Annotated in this window: 19 protein-coding genes and 1 tRNA gene; 10 read left to right on the forward strand and 10 right to left on the reverse strand. The window is 60.0% G+C overall.

All coding sequences use genetic code 11. The features are described from left to right. Window positions 1–215: 215 nt before the first annotated feature. The 3 genes from ACXWUF_RS08170 to ACXWUF_RS08180 form a co-directional block, all read right to left on the reverse strand. On the reverse strand, window positions 216–758 hold the full coding sequence (locus tag ACXWUF_RS08170) for a flavodoxin (RefSeq protein WP_458494177.1): 543 nt from the start codon (window positions 756–758) through the stop codon (window positions 216–218). Between the two features lie 287 nt (window positions 759–1,045). Beyond that, complete coding sequence (locus tag ACXWUF_RS08175) at window positions 1,046–1,369, reverse strand: helix-turn-helix domain-containing protein (protein ID WP_458494178.1); 324 nt, start codon at window positions 1,367–1,369, stop codon at window positions 1,046–1,048. Next, window positions 1,341–1,724 (reverse strand): type II toxin-antitoxin system RelE/ParE family toxin, encoded by a 384-nt coding sequence (locus ACXWUF_RS08180; RefSeq protein WP_458494179.1) that lies wholly within the window; start codon window positions 1,722–1,724, stop codon window positions 1,341–1,343. Before ACXWUF_RS08180 ends, ACXWUF_RS08175 begins: the two co-directional genes overlap by 29 nt. 328 nt (window positions 1,725–2,052) lie before the next feature. Here ACXWUF_RS08180 and ACXWUF_RS08185 point away from each other — a divergent pair, with 328 nt between their 5' ends. Next, the gene (locus ACXWUF_RS08185) at window positions 2,053–3,951 is read left to right on the forward strand and encodes a multicopper oxidase family protein (RefSeq protein ID WP_458494180.1); all 1,899 of its coding nucleotides are present in this window, start codon (window positions 2,053–2,055) and stop codon (window positions 3,949–3,951) included. A 90-nt stretch (window positions 3,952–4,041) separates the two neighbouring features. On the opposite strand, the gene ACXWUF_RS08190 is transcribed toward ACXWUF_RS08185, so the two are convergent. Continuing rightward, window positions 4,042–4,995, reverse strand: a complete 954-nt coding sequence (locus tag ACXWUF_RS08190; RefSeq protein WP_458494181.1) for a hypothetical protein — start codon at window positions 4,993–4,995, stop codon at window positions 4,042–4,044. A gap of 253 nt (window positions 4,996–5,248) precedes the next feature. Here ACXWUF_RS08190 and ACXWUF_RS08195 point away from each other — a divergent pair. Together ACXWUF_RS08195 and ACXWUF_RS08200 are read left to right on the forward strand one after the other, a co-directional pair. Continuing rightward, window positions 5,249–5,324: transfer RNA gene (locus ACXWUF_RS08195), tRNA-Thr, on the forward strand. 922 nt (window positions 5,325–6,246) lie between these two features. Then, window positions 6,247–6,648: a hypothetical protein gene (locus ACXWUF_RS08200; RefSeq protein ID WP_458494182.1), complete on the forward strand. Its 402-nt coding sequence runs from the start codon at window positions 6,247–6,249 to the stop codon at window positions 6,646–6,648. A 54-nt stretch (window positions 6,649–6,702) separates the two neighbouring features. Here the strand turns inward: ACXWUF_RS08200 and ACXWUF_RS08205 are convergent, their stop codons facing one another. After that, on the reverse strand, window positions 6,703–7,428 hold the full coding sequence (locus tag ACXWUF_RS08205) for an ABC transporter ATP-binding protein (RefSeq protein WP_458494194.1): 726 nt from the start codon (window positions 7,426–7,428) through the stop codon (window positions 6,703–6,705). Window positions 7,429–7,444: 16 nt separating this feature from the next. On the opposite strand from ACXWUF_RS08205, the gene ACXWUF_RS08210 reads away from it, so the two are divergent. The 4 genes from ACXWUF_RS08210 to ACXWUF_RS08225 all read left to right on the forward strand — a co-directional run bounded on the left by ACXWUF_RS08210 (window position 7,445) and on the right by ACXWUF_RS08225 (window position 10,071). Then, complete coding sequence (locus ACXWUF_RS08210) at window positions 7,445–8,029, forward strand: arylesterase (RefSeq protein ID WP_458494183.1); 585 nt, start codon at window positions 7,445–7,447, stop codon at window positions 8,027–8,029. 115 nt (window positions 8,030–8,144) lie between these two features. After that, entirely contained in the window at window positions 8,145–8,963 is an 819-nt protein-coding gene (locus ACXWUF_RS08215) for a LabA-like NYN domain-containing protein (RefSeq protein WP_458494195.1), read from the forward strand. A 169-nt stretch (window positions 8,964–9,132) separates the two neighbouring features. Further along, window positions 9,133–9,696, forward strand: a complete 564-nt coding sequence (locus ACXWUF_RS08220) for a hydrolase (protein ID WP_458494184.1) — start codon at window positions 9,133–9,135, stop codon at window positions 9,694–9,696. A 9-nt stretch (window positions 9,697–9,705) separates the two neighbouring features. After that, complete coding sequence (locus ACXWUF_RS08225; RefSeq protein ID WP_458494185.1) at window positions 9,706–10,071, forward strand: HopJ type III effector protein; 366 nt, start codon at window positions 9,706–9,708, stop codon at window positions 10,069–10,071. A 177-nt stretch (window positions 10,072–10,248) separates the two neighbouring features. Here ACXWUF_RS08225 and ACXWUF_RS08230 read toward each other — a convergent pair whose 3' ends face one another. The 4 genes from ACXWUF_RS08230 to ACXWUF_RS08245 form a co-directional block, all read right to left on the reverse strand. Further along, window positions 10,249–10,863: a DUF4166 domain-containing protein gene (locus ACXWUF_RS08230; RefSeq protein ID WP_458494186.1), complete on the reverse strand. Its 615-nt coding sequence runs from the start codon at window positions 10,861–10,863 to the stop codon at window positions 10,249–10,251. Between the two features lie 109 nt (window positions 10,864–10,972). Next, on the reverse strand, window positions 10,973–11,446 hold the full coding sequence (locus ACXWUF_RS08235; protein WP_458494187.1) for a DUF2269 family protein: 474 nt from the start codon (window positions 11,444–11,446) through the stop codon (window positions 10,973–10,975). A gap of 3 nt (window positions 11,447–11,449) precedes the next feature. After that, complete coding sequence (locus tag ACXWUF_RS08240) at window positions 11,450–12,727, reverse strand: SDR family oxidoreductase (RefSeq protein WP_458494188.1); 1,278 nt, start codon at window positions 12,725–12,727, stop codon at window positions 11,450–11,452. A 146-nt stretch (window positions 12,728–12,873) separates the two neighbouring features. Next, window positions 12,874–13,404 (reverse strand): GbsR/MarR family transcriptional regulator, encoded by a 531-nt coding sequence (locus ACXWUF_RS08245; RefSeq protein ID WP_458494189.1) that lies wholly within the window; start codon window positions 13,402–13,404, stop codon window positions 12,874–12,876. 160 nt (window positions 13,405–13,564) lie between these two features. On the opposite strand from ACXWUF_RS08245, the gene ACXWUF_RS08250 reads away from it, so the two are divergent. The 3 genes from ACXWUF_RS08250 (at window position 13,565) to ACXWUF_RS08260 (ending at window position 14,536) form a co-directional block, all read left to right on the forward strand. Next, entirely contained in the window at window positions 13,565–13,810 is a 246-nt protein-coding gene (locus ACXWUF_RS08250) for a type II toxin-antitoxin system CcdA family antitoxin (RefSeq protein ID WP_458494190.1), read from the forward strand. Beyond that, window positions 13,810–14,127 (forward strand): CcdB family protein, encoded by a 318-nt coding sequence (locus tag ACXWUF_RS08255; protein ID WP_458494191.1) that lies wholly within the window; start codon window positions 13,810–13,812, stop codon window positions 14,125–14,127. Before ACXWUF_RS08250 ends, ACXWUF_RS08255 begins: the two co-directional genes overlap by 1 nt. Window positions 14,128–14,278: 151 nt before the next feature. After that, complete coding sequence (locus ACXWUF_RS08260; protein ID WP_458494192.1) at window positions 14,279–14,536, forward strand: hypothetical protein; 258 nt, start codon at window positions 14,279–14,281, stop codon at window positions 14,534–14,536. Between the two features lie 59 nt (window positions 14,537–14,595). On the opposite strand, the gene ACXWUF_RS08265 is transcribed toward ACXWUF_RS08260, so the two are convergent. Beyond that, the coding region (locus ACXWUF_RS08265; protein ID WP_458494193.1) for a kinase/pyrophosphorylase at window positions 14,596–14,783 on the reverse strand (188 nt) is incomplete at its 5' end.

Consider the following 14,783-nt stretch of genomic DNA (forward strand, 5'->3'; position numbering starts at 1 on the left):
AAATCAAGCCGGTGCTGCTGGAAGGCGGCTAAGGATTTGGCCGGATTACCCCCCGTTTTTTTGTGGCCTCTAAATGAAAGTACGAATAAATCGGTGGGAGTGGGGTTTAGCCCACGATTGACGGGGCTTCTCGTGGGCTAAAGCCCACTCCCACGGATTTATGCGTACTTTCATTTAGAGGCCAGAAAAAATCGGGGGGTAATCCGGCCATATCCTTAGCCGCGTTCCAGCAGCAGCGGCTTGATTTGGGTGAGCCACGTCGCGATACGCTCATCGCTGAGGAAAGGCTGCGAGCGCTGGTCCACGACCAGCCCGACGAATTGCCCGTCGATGATGGAATCCGAATGCTGGAACTGGTAGCCCTCGGTACTCCAGCGGCCCACGATGTCGGCACCGTGGCCGTAGAAGAAGCGGTAAAGCTGAATCAGCGAACTGGCGAAGCGCTCGGAGTAGCGCTCCTGGTGGCCCAACCCGAACAGCGCGATGCGCTTGCCGGTGAAATCCGCCTCGTCCAGCCGGGGCAGGAATTCCGCCCAATTGGGTTCCACGCAGCCGACGGCTAGCCCTGGTATATCGCCGATGCCATAGCTGGGCGTGCCGAGGATGAGGGCGTCGTAGCGCATGAATTCTTCCGGGGTGGCCCGGTTGACGTTTTGCGGCTTGGCGGCGATGTCCTCGCCCAAGACTTTGTAGATGCGCTTGGCGATGAGCCGGGTGGTCCCGGTGTCGGTCCCGAAAAATATTCCAATCTTGCTCATGGTGTACCTGTGGGTTGGATGAACGCGCCACGGGACGCGATGTCCGGCCCTGGCTGGTTGATTCAGGCGAAGCAATTCCCGCACCAGTGCTGGGCTGGCCGTCTTTTCAATCAAAACAGTGGCTTAGGCCGCGTGGGCGGTGTTCGCGGGGAACGGGGGCGGGGGATTTGGGTGGGTTTTGTCGGGTTTGCGACAGGCGGAGGGCTTCCTAGTCAACGGTTTCCAGGAATATGGGATCGGGCATAAGTTCACACCCGACCTATAGCACTGAACACGAAACAATGCCGTCAGGTCAGCACATCCAATCCATGTTTTTCAACCACAGCCAGTAACTTAAGCGCCATGCCGCTGGGGCGCTTGGTGCCCGCTTCCCACTTTTGTACGGTGGACTCGCTGATATTGAGATAACGGGCGAACACCGGCTGGCTGACTTTGTTTTTTTCGCGGATTCGCTTGATTTGAGCGGGTTCCAATTGGCTCGGCGTCACCAAGCAGGCTTGGTCGAATTGGCGCATCGTGGCCTTGTCGATGGCACCGACCTCGAACAAGGCCTGGGCGGAAGCATGAATGGCCTCGAAGGCGTCAGTCTTGAATTTGGGTTTGGTCGTCATGGCAGATTTCCACAAGCTTTCGATTTTCCAGCAGGGCGCGAACTTGGTTTTCAGTCAGGCTCGCATAGCTTTTGGCGAGGACGCGAAAGGCCGCAAGCTCGTCAGCGTCGATGTTGGCCCTATTTTGCTTGGCGAACAAATATTCATAGATCGAGTAGCGCCCGGCGTTGGCAAGGATGATCGAGCGATGCCGGTTGTCGTTCAGCCGCTTTTTGAATACGCCCCCGCCCAAGTCATCGGCTTGGCCTTGCATCACTTGTCGAATGGCGGCGCAAAGTTCGGCATCGGCGATTCGGGCTTTCTTCGCGGCCTTGCCGAACCATGCGGTTTTGAAGATGCGGGTTTGCTTTGTCATGGCTTAGGGTAGCGCCTGGCTTTCCAAAGAGCGGGGCCGATGACAAACAATTACAGTCCGCCTCGACCATCTTATCCCCTTCAATTTTTCACCTCATCCCCAGACACCGATGCGGCAATCTGCCCCACCTCGGCCACCCACAAAATTAGTCGGCGCTAATATGTTTTGGGTCTATCATATTGGGTGGATCGACCGGATAGTCCGATCACAGCGCGTCAAGGATGACGGCCACAAGCATTCAACCCGCAGGCGTCGGCTGGCAACAGCCACGGCCCCTAGGGACCGCGGGCGCCCGCGCATATAACGATAAAGATTTGAGGAGACCACTATGCAACATCCTTTCAATCGTTCGCGCCGCCGCTTCGTCTTCAACACTGGCTTAGGGCTACTCGGCGCCGCCAGCCTGCCCGCCTGGGTCCAGGCCATGCAGGACCAGTCACTCGGCAGCCTCGCGCCGAACCGCGCCAATCCCAATTTCAACCCGGATGTGGAACTCGACCTGTTCAGCCAAATGGGCCAGGCTTCCATCCTGCCGGGACAGGCCACCCGCGTCATGCAATACACCGCCAAGCTGGGCAAGGGTCCGGCGGGCACGCTGGTGGAACTCCCCGGCAGCTACCTGGGGCCGCTGATCCGCCTGAAAAAGGGCCAGAAGGTCCGCATCAACTTCCACAACAAGCTCGACGAGCCCACCATCGTCCACTGGCACGGCCTGCACGTCCCGGCGGTGATGGACGGCCACCCGATGCACGCCATCGGCAACGGCGGTGCCTATGTGTACGAGTTCGAAGTGCTGAACCGGGCCGGTCTGCACATCTATCACCCGCATCCACACGAAATCCTAGGCAAGCAGCTTTATCACGGCTTGGCCGGCGGCATCGTCGTCAATGACGAGGAAGAGGCCAAGCTGGGCCTGCCCTCGGGCGAGTTTGAAATCCCCATCGTGCTTCAGGACCGCCGCTTCGACGCCCAAAACCAATTAATGTTCGGTGCCACCATGCACGACAAGATGATGGGCTTCTATGGCGACCATGTCCTGGTCAACGGACGCCTGAACCTGGAACTGGAGGTGGCGAGCCGCGCCTACCGGCTGCGCTTCCTCAACGGCTCCAACGCCCGCATCTACAAGCTGGGCTGGAGCGACGGCTCGCCGGTCACGGTCATCGGCGTCGATGGCGGCTTGCTGGAAAAACCGGAGACCTATCCCTACGTCATGCTGGCCCCCGGCGAGCGGCTGGACGTGTGGGCCGATTTCAGCGGTCAACCGAAAGGCACCGAACTGACGATGCGCAGCCTGTCCTTCAAAGGCGTGCTGCCCAAGATGGCCGAGCGGATGATGCACGGCGGCGGCATGGGCGGTGGCGGCATGATGGGTGGCATGGGCGGCGGCGGTATGGGCCACGGCATGATGGGTGGCATGGGCATGATGGGCGCGATGAAGTTGCCGGTGGGCAGCGACTTCCCCGTCTTCAAGGTGAAAGTCACCCGCACGACCAGCGATAGCCCTAACCTGCCCACCCATTTGTCGAGCTTCAAGCGCTACACGGTGGACGACGCATCCAACCCCAACAAGCCCATCCCCATCGGCATTTCCGAGCAGCCCATGGCGATGCTGCTCAATGGCCGACCCTACGCCTTCAATGACGTGCAGGCGGTCGAGCGCATCCCCTTCAACACCATCCAACTCATGGAAATCTTCCACGCCCACGGCGGCGGCGCTGCCGCCGACGGTGGGTCCGGTCATGGCTCGGAGGCTGGCTCGGGCGGCGAGAAAAAGGCGGGCGGCATGGCGATGGGTGGCATGGGCGGTGGCGGCATGGGCCACGGCATGATGGGGGGTGGGATGGGCATGATGGGCGGCGGCGGCATGGGTGGCATGAACCACGGCGGCCAGGGTGGCGAGCAAGGCGGTGGCATGGGCGGCATGGGGATGATGGGAGGCGGAATGGGCGGCGGCATGATGTTGTCCATGGCCCACCCGATCCACCTGCACGGCCAGCAGTTCCAGATCATCAGCCGCACCATCGGCGCGGAGGAAGCGGAGGACTACGCCACGGTCAAGGACGGCCTAGTCACTTCCGGCCTGAAGGACACAGCCCTGGTGATGCCGGGCGAGCGGGTCCGCATCATCAAGCCGTTCCAGGACTTCAAGGGACTCTTCATGATGCACTGCCATAACATCGAGCATGAAGACATGGGCATGATGCGGGACTTGCTGGTCGAATAAGCACCAGCCCGCTCGGCGGAAACGAAAAAGGCGCGGTTGGATGCCGCGCCTTTTTCGTTGGACATGAATAGTCCTGTGCGCCCCCGGCGACTACGGACTCGTGGGCAAAGGCTCCAACGCAGGCAAACCGGGAAGCGTCGACAACGGGTCGCCGGGAGAACCGGCGGGCGCTGCCGGAGTCGCCGGTTTGGCGGCAGCCGCCTTCCCCTTGGGCTTTGAATTCGTCGGCGGTTTCGAATCAACCGGCGGCGATTCGACGGGCGGTTTCGGTCCGGCCAACGGGTTGGAATCCCCCGCCGCGCCGCCCGCCAATGGACTGGGGGACGGGGCTTCCCCGCCCGGCGTTTCGGCGCCTTGAATCGACGGGAATTCACCGCCCCCCATCGCATCCATGGTTTCGAGCTTGTCCTCGAAGGTCGCCCCGGTGTCCAAGGCCACCAGACAGCGGTCGGGGAAGGTCAGCTTGTGTCCGGCGCTGTTGAACGTCACCTTAAGCTCGCCTTTCAAGGCGCGTGGCCCCGCCGTGAGATATTGCTTCTTCACCGAATAGTCGAATATCGCCGTGTCCAGGCTGTCCCCCACGGTGAAGTCGAGGGGTTCGGCGATGACATCGTTGGTCTTTCCCTGGGAAAAGAAGGCGTGCAAGGCCAGCTTGTCGCCCGTGGGGACGCCCACGCCGTCCGCCGTGGCGAAGAAGCCTTGGAGCTTGGCCCGCGCCACGATTCTGCCGTTCACGCCCGGCGGGAACTCATGCTCAAACTTGATGACGACCTCCTTCTTGAGTGGCGGCAGCGCGACCAGCGTGGCATTCGCGATGCTGAGGGAATTGATCCGCGAGGCGCTGTGGCAAACCCTCGGCATCTCTCCCGGCTTATCCGACTCGATCCTGACCCCCGGATAAACCCCGGCGATTTCCACGCAACTCGCCCCGGCCATGTCCGGCTCAAGCCGGACGCCTTGGATTTCGACCACCAGAGCGGATGCCACTCCGGGCAGCAACAGCGGGAGAATCCGGCAAACCCGCACGATTTGTTTCCAACCCATTGAAAATCCTCTGAATCGTTGTCCATAAAAAACAAAGCCCAAGGCTTCGCTCCCATACTCCAAGTTCTCTGCGACCGCGCCCTATCAATCCGTCGTCGCAACGGCCCGCCACCACTATAGCCAAGCTGCCCAAGGGTCCGCAATCGAATAGCCATGCCCGGTGGCGGTGTTTTCAGAGTGGCAATGGGGTAGGTCGCCATTAATCAACGCCTTGTTTCGCCGCATCCAAACTCTTTATAATGCGCAGCCCGACGCCGGTGTAGCTCAGTCGGTAGAGCGGCACATTCGTAATGTGTAGGTCGTAGGTTCGAATCCCATCACCGGCTCCAAATAAAATTAAGCCCTTGCGAGAAATCGCCGGGGCTTTTTATTGTCCGTGGGGCACTGGTGGGGCAGTCGTTCACGATAAATCACCACAAAATGCCCCTACCCTGCCTTCGCCCCCCGAGCAATTTTTAACTCATGGCGTGGCGAATCCCGACCTGTGAACAACGATTCTTCTGCCCGCCATCACAGGTAAAAATCCCCTCAACACATCGCTTAGGTGCCCCAATCCAGCCCTTTCAAAGTGCAAGAATAGAGTTTCTAAATCAACGACTTGCAAATACCATTTTTCTGTACCGAAGCGTAAGGCGCTGCCAACATTGACACGGGCCACAGCATAATCATGGGCTTACATAACCCGACTTCGTTAGCCCGGTAAACCACGCATCCGGCAGCAAAGGCTTAAGGAGGTTCCAGCGCCGGTCATTGAGGTCGGTGGGGTAGCGTTTCCTTTTGCCTGTGCGACGTTTTCTGGCCATCTCGAAAAAGCGCTTAAATTACCAGAGCTTGCCCTTTCGGCGGGACTTTTAAAACAGGTACTTATAACTTCGCCAAAACAGTTCGATAGCAAGTCGCCCATTCGGTGCGCAAATAACGCAAGTATCCGGCCCGCCCTATTCAAGCCTTGCCAGCCGCAGACAAACCGCTGAACCAAGACGAAAAACGCCAAAATACAGGGTAAAAAGCCGCACATTTAGACAATATTTCAGAAAGCCCGCAACGTGAATATGTCACTGAAAAGCCAAACGAATCCGCCTATAGTACGTCGCACCTGCAAGACATTCATGGCAAAAGCAAGCGGCGTCGCCATGAACTAGCGTGGCAATGACCGCCGACGCGAAGCGAGTGGCGCGGAGATGCCCTTTTCTCCATCACTTAAAGCAATACCTTGTGGCACCGCCACAAAACACCACCCGGAAAACCATCATGGCAACGCCTGTCTATATTCGGATTTATAACTATACCCCCCACGCCATCACCACCGAAGTCACGGACTATCGGGACTTGGAAGATGACGGCAGCAGCTTCAATGACAAAACCATTAATACCAATTCCGTCCTTGAAAGCTCAACGAAAGTAAAAACGGGGGCTGGCAATGGCGAACTGACAATCACCATCAAGCAAGGCAGCTTGACGCTCGGCTATTTCAAAATGAAAGACTTGAAAAACCCGCACGAGGGTTTGAATTCATTGGAAGTCCCGACGCCACCGAGCCACCCGTACCAATTCACCTATGTGGCCTACCGGAGTTTACCGAATATGCCCGAAGATGATCGGTATACCTATTTGGTAATCAACTCCTACCCCAGCGGTAGCACACTGCCGTAATCGACTGAATTAGGCCGGGATAACACCCGTTACCCCGGCCTAATACCCTCGAAATTATCCGCCAATACTCATCCCAACCACCCGCCCCCCTTCCAGCCGAATCGTCCGCCCACACCGCGAGGCCAGTGCCTCGTCGTGCGTCACCAGCACCAGCGTGGTGTTCTTCTCCCGGTTCAGCTCGAACAACAACTCAATGATGGTCCGGCCCGTCTTGCTGTCCAGGTTGCCGGTCGGCTCGTCGGCGAACAGGATGGCCGGTTCGGTCACGAAGGCCCGCGCCAGGGCCACCCGCTGCTGCTCGCCGCCGGATAGCTGCCGGGGATAATGCCTCACCCGGTGACCCAGCCCCACCCGTTCCAACATTGAAAGCCCCCTGGGATGGGCGTCCTTGGCCCCGGCTAGCTCCAAGGGCAGGATGGTGTTCTCCAAAGCGGTCAGATTGGGCAGCAGTTGGAAGGACTGGAACACGAAGCCCACATAGCGCCCCCGCGCCCGCGCCCGGCCATCCTCGTCCAGATCGGTCAGGCACGCATCCGCCAGCCAGACCCGCCCCTCCGAGGGCCGGTCCAAGCCCGCCAACAACCCCAGCAGGGTGGATTTGCCGGAACCCGACGCGCCCACCACCGCCAAGGTTTCGCCCGGTTTGATGGCGAGGTCCACTGCTGTCAATATATCCAGCCTGCCGTCCGCCGCCGCCACCTGCTTGCCGAGCCGCTCGGCCCGCAGGATGGGCGGGGCGGACGCTCTCAACTCCAACCGTTCGGTGCGCGTGTCGTTCATGGGTAAATGTCTGATATTGTTCATATTATTCGCGTTGTCGGGGATGGTCCAGGCCGGGTCGGTCCTAGTGTTGGGGGATAGTATCAGCGCCGGTTATGGCCTGGAAAAAACCAGCCAGGGCTGGGTGGCGCTGCTGGAGCAAAAGCTGAAACCACGCGCCGTCGCCGTGGTCAATGCCAGTATATCCGGCGAAACCAGCGCCGGCGGCTTGGCGCGGGTCAATGACCTGCTCAAGCATCACGGGCCGTCCGTCGTCATCGTGGAGCTGGGTGGCAATGATGGACTGCGGGGACTTTCGCCCGGGCAGATGAAATCTAACCTTAGTGAGATAATAACCCGCGCCAAAGCGGCCAAAGCGCGGGTGCTGCTGTTAGGAATGAAGATTCCCCCTAACTACGGCAAACGCTATGCCGATTTGTTCCAAAAGGTCTATCCTGAACTGGCGGATCAATATGGCGTAACGTGGGTGCCTTTTTTGCTGGAAGGCGTCGGCGGACATGAGCAACTGATGCAGGCCGACGGCCTACATCCCAACCTTGAAGCGCAACCCCTGCTGATGGCGGCGGTGTGGCGTAAACTGGAGCCAATGCTGGAAAAATGACATGGGTACAACAGAATTAGCGATGGGGAATTATGAAGAGTCCGACGAGGACGGCTTTAAACTTTTTGAGTTCAACGAAAAAACTATGAATTCCGTTTTAAGATATTCTCAGTCCATGGCCAAAGTCGGGGTATTTGTCGATTCGGCCAATATGTATAGGAATGGCGGCATAAGGATGCAATATGACGTATTAAGAGAATTCGCCTGCCGGGACAACAGTGAACCGATGCGGATGAATGCCTACGTCTCCTACGACGCTCGCCGGGCCAAGACTGATTATGATTATCGGAAGAAGGCCGAAGGGTTTCATTCCGCGCTCCGGGATATTGGTTTCAAAGTAATCATCAAGGAGGTGAAATGGTATGTGGATGAATTCGGGGAGCAAGTTCAAAAGGCCAACGCCGACCTGGATCTGGCCGTGGACGCCCTGCTGCAATCGGAGAATCTCGACCGGGTGCTGATCGCCAGCGGCGACGGCGATTTCGTGCAAGTGGTCCGCGCCTTGCAAAACAAGGGCTGCCGGGTGGAAGTGGTGGCCTTGGATAATGTGTCATCGGCGCTCCGGCAGGAAGCGGACTTATTCATGTCGGGCTATCTGATACCCAATTTGATACCCACGCCCGCCCCCAACCCGGAATGGGGCCATGTCGGCTCTTGGGTGCGTGGCTGGTGCTATTACTATGACGACACCAAGGGTATCGGCTTCATGCGTTATCTGTCGCGGATAGACAAGGGCTTGTGGCTGACGGATAAGCGCAAATACGCCGAATCCCCGTTTGAAACCGCCTTCTTCCATTTCTCTAAACTACTGGACGATAACCTCACCCACAAACTCCCGAGCCGGGAACATATCTTTGAATTCCGGCTGGCTCCGTCGGAGCGTGGACCCGATAAACTAAGCGCCATCGACATTCGTCTCGCCAGCGAGTTATAAGCCATCCGCGAGGGATAGCATTCCGGCAAGGGATGCCATCCCGTTTTGCTAACAGTCGCACAAAAGTCGGCGACACGCTCGTCTAAACTTAATTCATAAATGCCTGCTCCCATGCCGGACGGATAAGATCCCAGGCATGGGTTAATTCATACCTTGGGGAGACACCCGCATGAACCCCGCATCCTTGTGTTCCGCCGAAAATAGCCTGCTGGTGGTCGTGGATATGCAAATCCGCTTGCTGTCCGCCATGCCGGAAACCGAGCGCGGTGCCATTGTCAAAACCACGGAAATACTTTTGCAGGCGGCCCAGGCCATGGATATTCCGGTGATTTATACCGAGCAATATCCCAAGGGCTTGGGTCCGACCGTGCCAGCAATTATGGAACGCCTGCCCGCCACCGCGAAGGTCGTGGAAAAATCCGGCTTTTCCTGCTGCGCCGCCGACGGTTTCTTGGACGCCCTCAATAGCACCGGGCGGAATCAAGTCATCCTGGTCGGGCAGGAGGCCCATGTCTGCGTTTTGCAAACCGCCATGGATTTGCTGGGTCAGGGCTTTCCGGTGTTCGTGGTCGAGGACGGGGTTTGTTCCCGCTCGATGACCCACAAGCACAACGCCTTGATGCGGCTGCGGGAGGCGGGCGTGGTGATTAGCAACAGCGAGTCGGTGCTGTTCGAATGGCTGCGCGACGCCGCTCACCCCGATTTCAAAACCATTTCCAATCTGGTCCGCTAACGAGAAATCATGTCACTAGCCATTCTGGAAGCCTTCCTGGCTCAAGTCCAAGCCAGTCAGCCGGTCGCCTTCAAAGAGACCATGGCGGTCATCGCCGAGCATTACGATTATCAACCCACCCGCTTCGCCAATGGCGCGGGGGACGACCGCTTGATGAACGAGCCGGGCGTCAACGAGGGTTCCTGCAAGATTTTCAGCTTCGCCAAACTTCATGGGCTGTCCGAGCCGGAAACCCTGGCCCTGTTCGGCGAGTATTACCGCGACGAGGTGCTGCCCAACCCGGCGGGCGAGGGCCACAAGAACATCCGCAATTTCATGAAGTCCGGCTGGGCGGGGATTGAATTCGAGGGCGCGGCGCTCACGCTGAAAAACTGATTCCTCAAGGCCGACTCGGTTTTGAAAACCGAGTCGGCCTAACCTCGCTTCTCGTAGGATGGATGGAGCTTTGCGGAACCCATCACTCGGGGCGGCGGTTGCGATGGGTTACGGCGCACGGTTCGCTTAAAGGAGTTTTCGGCCCTGTCCTTGTGCGCCTCCACCCATCCTACGACTCTACAATTCCAAACCAAATTTCCCCCGATACCCAAACGTCCGCCCGAACACCGGGTGGACGATCTCGAAATCCACCCGCAACTCGTCCTCCGACACCGCGCTTTCCACGATGCTGGCATCGCCCAGCAAGGCCCAGTTGGGGATGCCCGCGACCACCGATCCTACCCGCCAGCAATGATCCCGCCCGGTGAACACCAGGGCGCCGTCCCGCTCGCTCACCGCCATCCGTATACCCACGCCGAAGCGCAGATATTCGACCAGTTCGCCATTTCCACCCGCTTCCATCCGCGACGAAAACACCGTTTGTCGCCCATCCGGGAAGTGAAAGGTGCGGTGCCAGAACAGCGCGTCCGGCTGCGCGGGATCGGTCCAGTTGCGCACCTCCGTCGGCACGTCGCGGCCCTGGTAGGGCACCAGCGCCTCGAAGCTACGGGCCAACGCCAGCCATGGCTTGATGATGGGCGCATGGAAAATCTCCTCCATCACACCGCGCAGGACTTTCGGCGTCCCGTCCAAGGGCGAAATATCGTAATGCCGCCGGATGACCGGGGCGAGGCGGTGCCAGGCGTCGTCGCCCAGGGCCAGTCGGAGCAGTGGCAGGGATGAAGCGGGCATGGTTGGGTTTCTCCTTGGCAATTCGGTGAAGCTAGCTGGTGGGAGCGGGCTTTAGCCCGCGATTGACGCGGCATGTCGCGGGCTAAAGCCCGCTCCCACCGGAGGCGGTCTAAAAACCTAGCGCGGGCTTGGCGGTCATCAAATACAGCACGCCCATCATAGCGATGAAGGCCGGCCAGCCCAGCCAGAACCAGGCGCGGGCGTCGCGCCGGTAGCGTTCCGGCAGCGCTGACCCTCCGGCGAGAGCGGCGGCGCTGTCGTCCCTCATGCGGATTTGCAGCCACACCACCGGCAGCCAGCACGCGCCCGCCAGCAGATACAGCGCCAACGACGCCGCCAGCCAGGGCGCCGTGGCGGGATAGCCCGCGAGGTGGGCCAGCCAATAGCCCGTCAGCGGCTGGACGATGACCGTCGGCGCGGTGAATAGCCAGTCGGCCAGCACCACCCGCCGGTTGGTCTCGGCGATGGCGGGCAGGTTGCCGCTCAAATCCGCCGTGAACTTGAAGAACGCCGTGCCGAGGCCAGTGCCGAACAGCAGCATGGAACTCAGGATGTGCAGCCATTTGATGAAGAAGTAGTCCATGGCTCACTCCGCGGCCATGACGGCCAAAGTGGCGACGATAAGCGGGATGTTCTTCGCCAACGGCGCGAAGGGATGCAGCCAGAAGGCGGGCAGGAACACGGCGGTGGCGAGGGAATAGCCGACGATCAGCAGCAGTTGCACCAGCCCCGTTGGCACCACCCGGAACCGCACCAGCCAGGCCACCCCGAGCAGGATGTCCAGGATCGAAGCGCCGTACAGCACCAGCGGCGCGAGGCTCCCGGTAATGCCGACGGCGCCGAGCAGCGCGTAGCTCTCGCTGGCCGGGAAGAACAGCGCCGAGGTCAGCCCGGACCAAATCCACAGCAAGCCCAGCGTGATGCGCAGGGCCGACAGCAGGGTGAACAGCCGGGCTTGCAGCCGCTCCGCCGGGTTGGGCGGGGCGTGCAGCAGCGTTTCTTCCAGGGAGCGCGGCGTCCGGCCCAGCAGGTTGGCGAGGGGCGTGGAATCGCCCGTGTTGCCCTGTTGCAGCATCCGCAGCGCCTCGCCGTTGAGGGGCGTCGAGACCACCTTGCCCAACTGATCCCCCACGAACAGCATCCAACTGAACGGCACCGGCAGCATCGGCGCGGGCCGCAGGCCCAAGCTCCCGCGCAGCAGGGCCAGCAATTCCCGTAGCGTCACCGGGCGCGGCCCCGTCATCGGCAATCGGGCCTTGCGGGGAATGTCGCTTTCCAGCAGCAGGCGCGCCACGGCCTCCGTCAGATCGTCCACGTACACCGGCTGGATGGCTTGGCTGCCATCGCCGATCAGCGGGATGACGGGCAGCGCGGCCAGGGAACTCATCATCGCCGTGCTGGCGCCGCCCGGCCCGTAAATCATCGACGGTTGCAGGATCGTCCAGTCCAGGCCGGTGCCCGCCAGGAAGTCGTCCGCCGCCTTCTTGCTCAGGTGATAGCGGCTGAAGGCCGTCTCGTCCGCGCCCAAGGCCGAGATTTGCACCACCTTCCGCCCCCCGGCCCGCACGCAGGCGTCGAACAGGGCGATGGGCGCTTTCGTGTGCAGGGCGTCGAAGCTGTTGCGGCCCGTCTCGGCGATGATGCCCACGCAGTTGACCACCGCGTCCACCCCGGCGAGGCGTGGCAGCCAATCTTCCGGGGCGAAGTCTCGGGTGAAATCAGCGGGAATGGCGGTGAGGCCGGTTCGTGGTAGCAAGGCGGTGGGTCGGCGCACGGCGGCGATGACCTCGTGGCCTTGGTTCAGCAAGGCGTGGGTGATGTGGCCGCCGACGAAGCCGGTGGCGCCGGTGATGAGAATACGCATGGTTTTTCTCCGTTGAGTCAGAAGTTTCTGTAATGACAGAAGCTTGGATGGAAATTTTTTTGTTGGTTCCCCTTAGCGGAGTGGGGGTGGGCTTTAGCCCACGACAGGCTTGCCGAATCGTGGGCTGAAGCCCACTCCCACAGTAGCTATTCCTTCGCCCCCAACACATCCTGCAACTTCACCCCCATCGCCAACACCTTCACCAGCACCGGCCTGGGCAGCCGCTTCACCTGGTCGTACCAGGACAAAAGCTGCTCCATCAGTTCGGCCACGTTCTCGATGCGCTTTTTCACCGCCGGGTCCAGGTCGGGCTCGGCGTCGCATTCCAGGGCGCAATCGCGCAGCGTGGTCAGGGTCGGGTCCAGTTCGCGGCGCTTGCGGCCCTCGGCGATGGCGAAGAAGGTCTCCCATAAATCCGAGAGCGCCTCGAAATGATCGCGGCGGTCGCCCTTGACGTGCAGCAGCCGGATCAAGCCCCAGCCTTGCAGCTCTTTCAAGCTGGTGCTGACGTTGGAACGGGCCACGCCCAGGGTGTCGGCGATTTCGTCGGCGGGCAGGGGGCGACCAGCCAGGTAGAGCAGGGCGTGGATTTGCGCCACGGTGCGGTTGACGCCCCAGCGGGTGCCCATTTCGCCCCAGTGGAGGATGTATTTTTCCATAACAGGTGTGAGTGCCATAGTTTTATTCCGAAATTTCTGTATGAACAGAAATAACAGGCAGAAAGGAATTCGTCAAAGCTTTTTTTGAGGATTAAAGTTCGCCGATCCCTCCGCCCCGTGCCATGAAGCAGCGATGCGCATAAAATGGGCGCATTTCCACGCTATGAAGGAGTCCGCCATGCAAACAGCCTATGATTCCACCGCCGCCAAGCGGCCCGCCAACTTGAGCATCAACAGCGACTTATTGCGCCAAGCCAAGGAGTTGGACATCAATCTTTCCCAAACCCTTGAGCAAGTCCTGGCTGATCGGGTGCGGGAAAAACGCGCCGAATGCTGGCGGCGGGACAACCGGAAAGCCATCGCCGACTACAACGCCGATGTGGAACGGAACGGCGTGTTCGGTGATGGGCTGCGGAGCTTCTGATGGCTCAGTTTCATATTCACCGGAACTTGGATGCGGGGAGCCGTGGACTCGCGCCTTACCTGCTGGATGTGCAGACCGGCCTTTTAGATGAACTCGCCACCCGCGTGGTGATTCCCTTGCGACGGGCCAGCGCTTATCCGGGACAACCGATGTCGGGCTTGATGCCCGGTTTCCAAATCGAAGGCGAGGATTACCTCGCGCTCACCCAGCAGCTCGCCGCCATTTCCAAGAAGCAAATCGGCGCGTCAATTATTGATGTATCGGACCGGCGCTCCGAAATCATGGGGGCGTTGGATTTGCTGATCTCCGGTTTCTGAAGCCGGACCGAATCTGGCTCCGCCCCAAGAATTCGTGTTTAATCGCGGCCTTGCGTTTGCCCGCCGCCGATGATGGAACAACGCGCCGGGACCATCGGTCTCATGGCGGGCAAGTATCTTGAATGACCAATAACAACGGAGGACAAGCGATATGATGGCTTTCTTGGTTTACCTGGTGCCCATCTCCCTTTTGGTTTTCGTCATCGGACTCCTCAGGCCCAAATGGATTTTGTTCTGGATGAAGGAACCCGACCGGATTTGGGCGTCCAGCGTGGGATTGCTCCTGTTCATGGCGGGCGTGACCGTGTATTCGGAATTAAAGCTGAAGCCCAAGGCACCGGGCCAGCAGGAGCATCATCAGGAGCGCTCCGCCGAGGACCGCAACCAGCTCAATATGGATGCGCGTTGATCCGCATTCAGCCGTCGGCGGATCCGCACGGGTTCGCCGACGGGCACCGCGCCTCCCCGCTATTTTCCCTTTCCCTTCAAGCCACTCTCGTGAAGCACACGGGTGCCGATTTCCTCCACCGACAGGTTCGACGTGTCCAGGCAGGGAATCCCCGCGCTTTTGAACAGCCCCTCCGCCGCCCGGATTTCCTCCCGGCACCGCCCTAACGAGGCGTAGCGGCTGCCCGCTTTCCGCTCCTCCCGCAGCC

This window comes from Methylomagnum sp. (genome assembly GCF_054333355.1).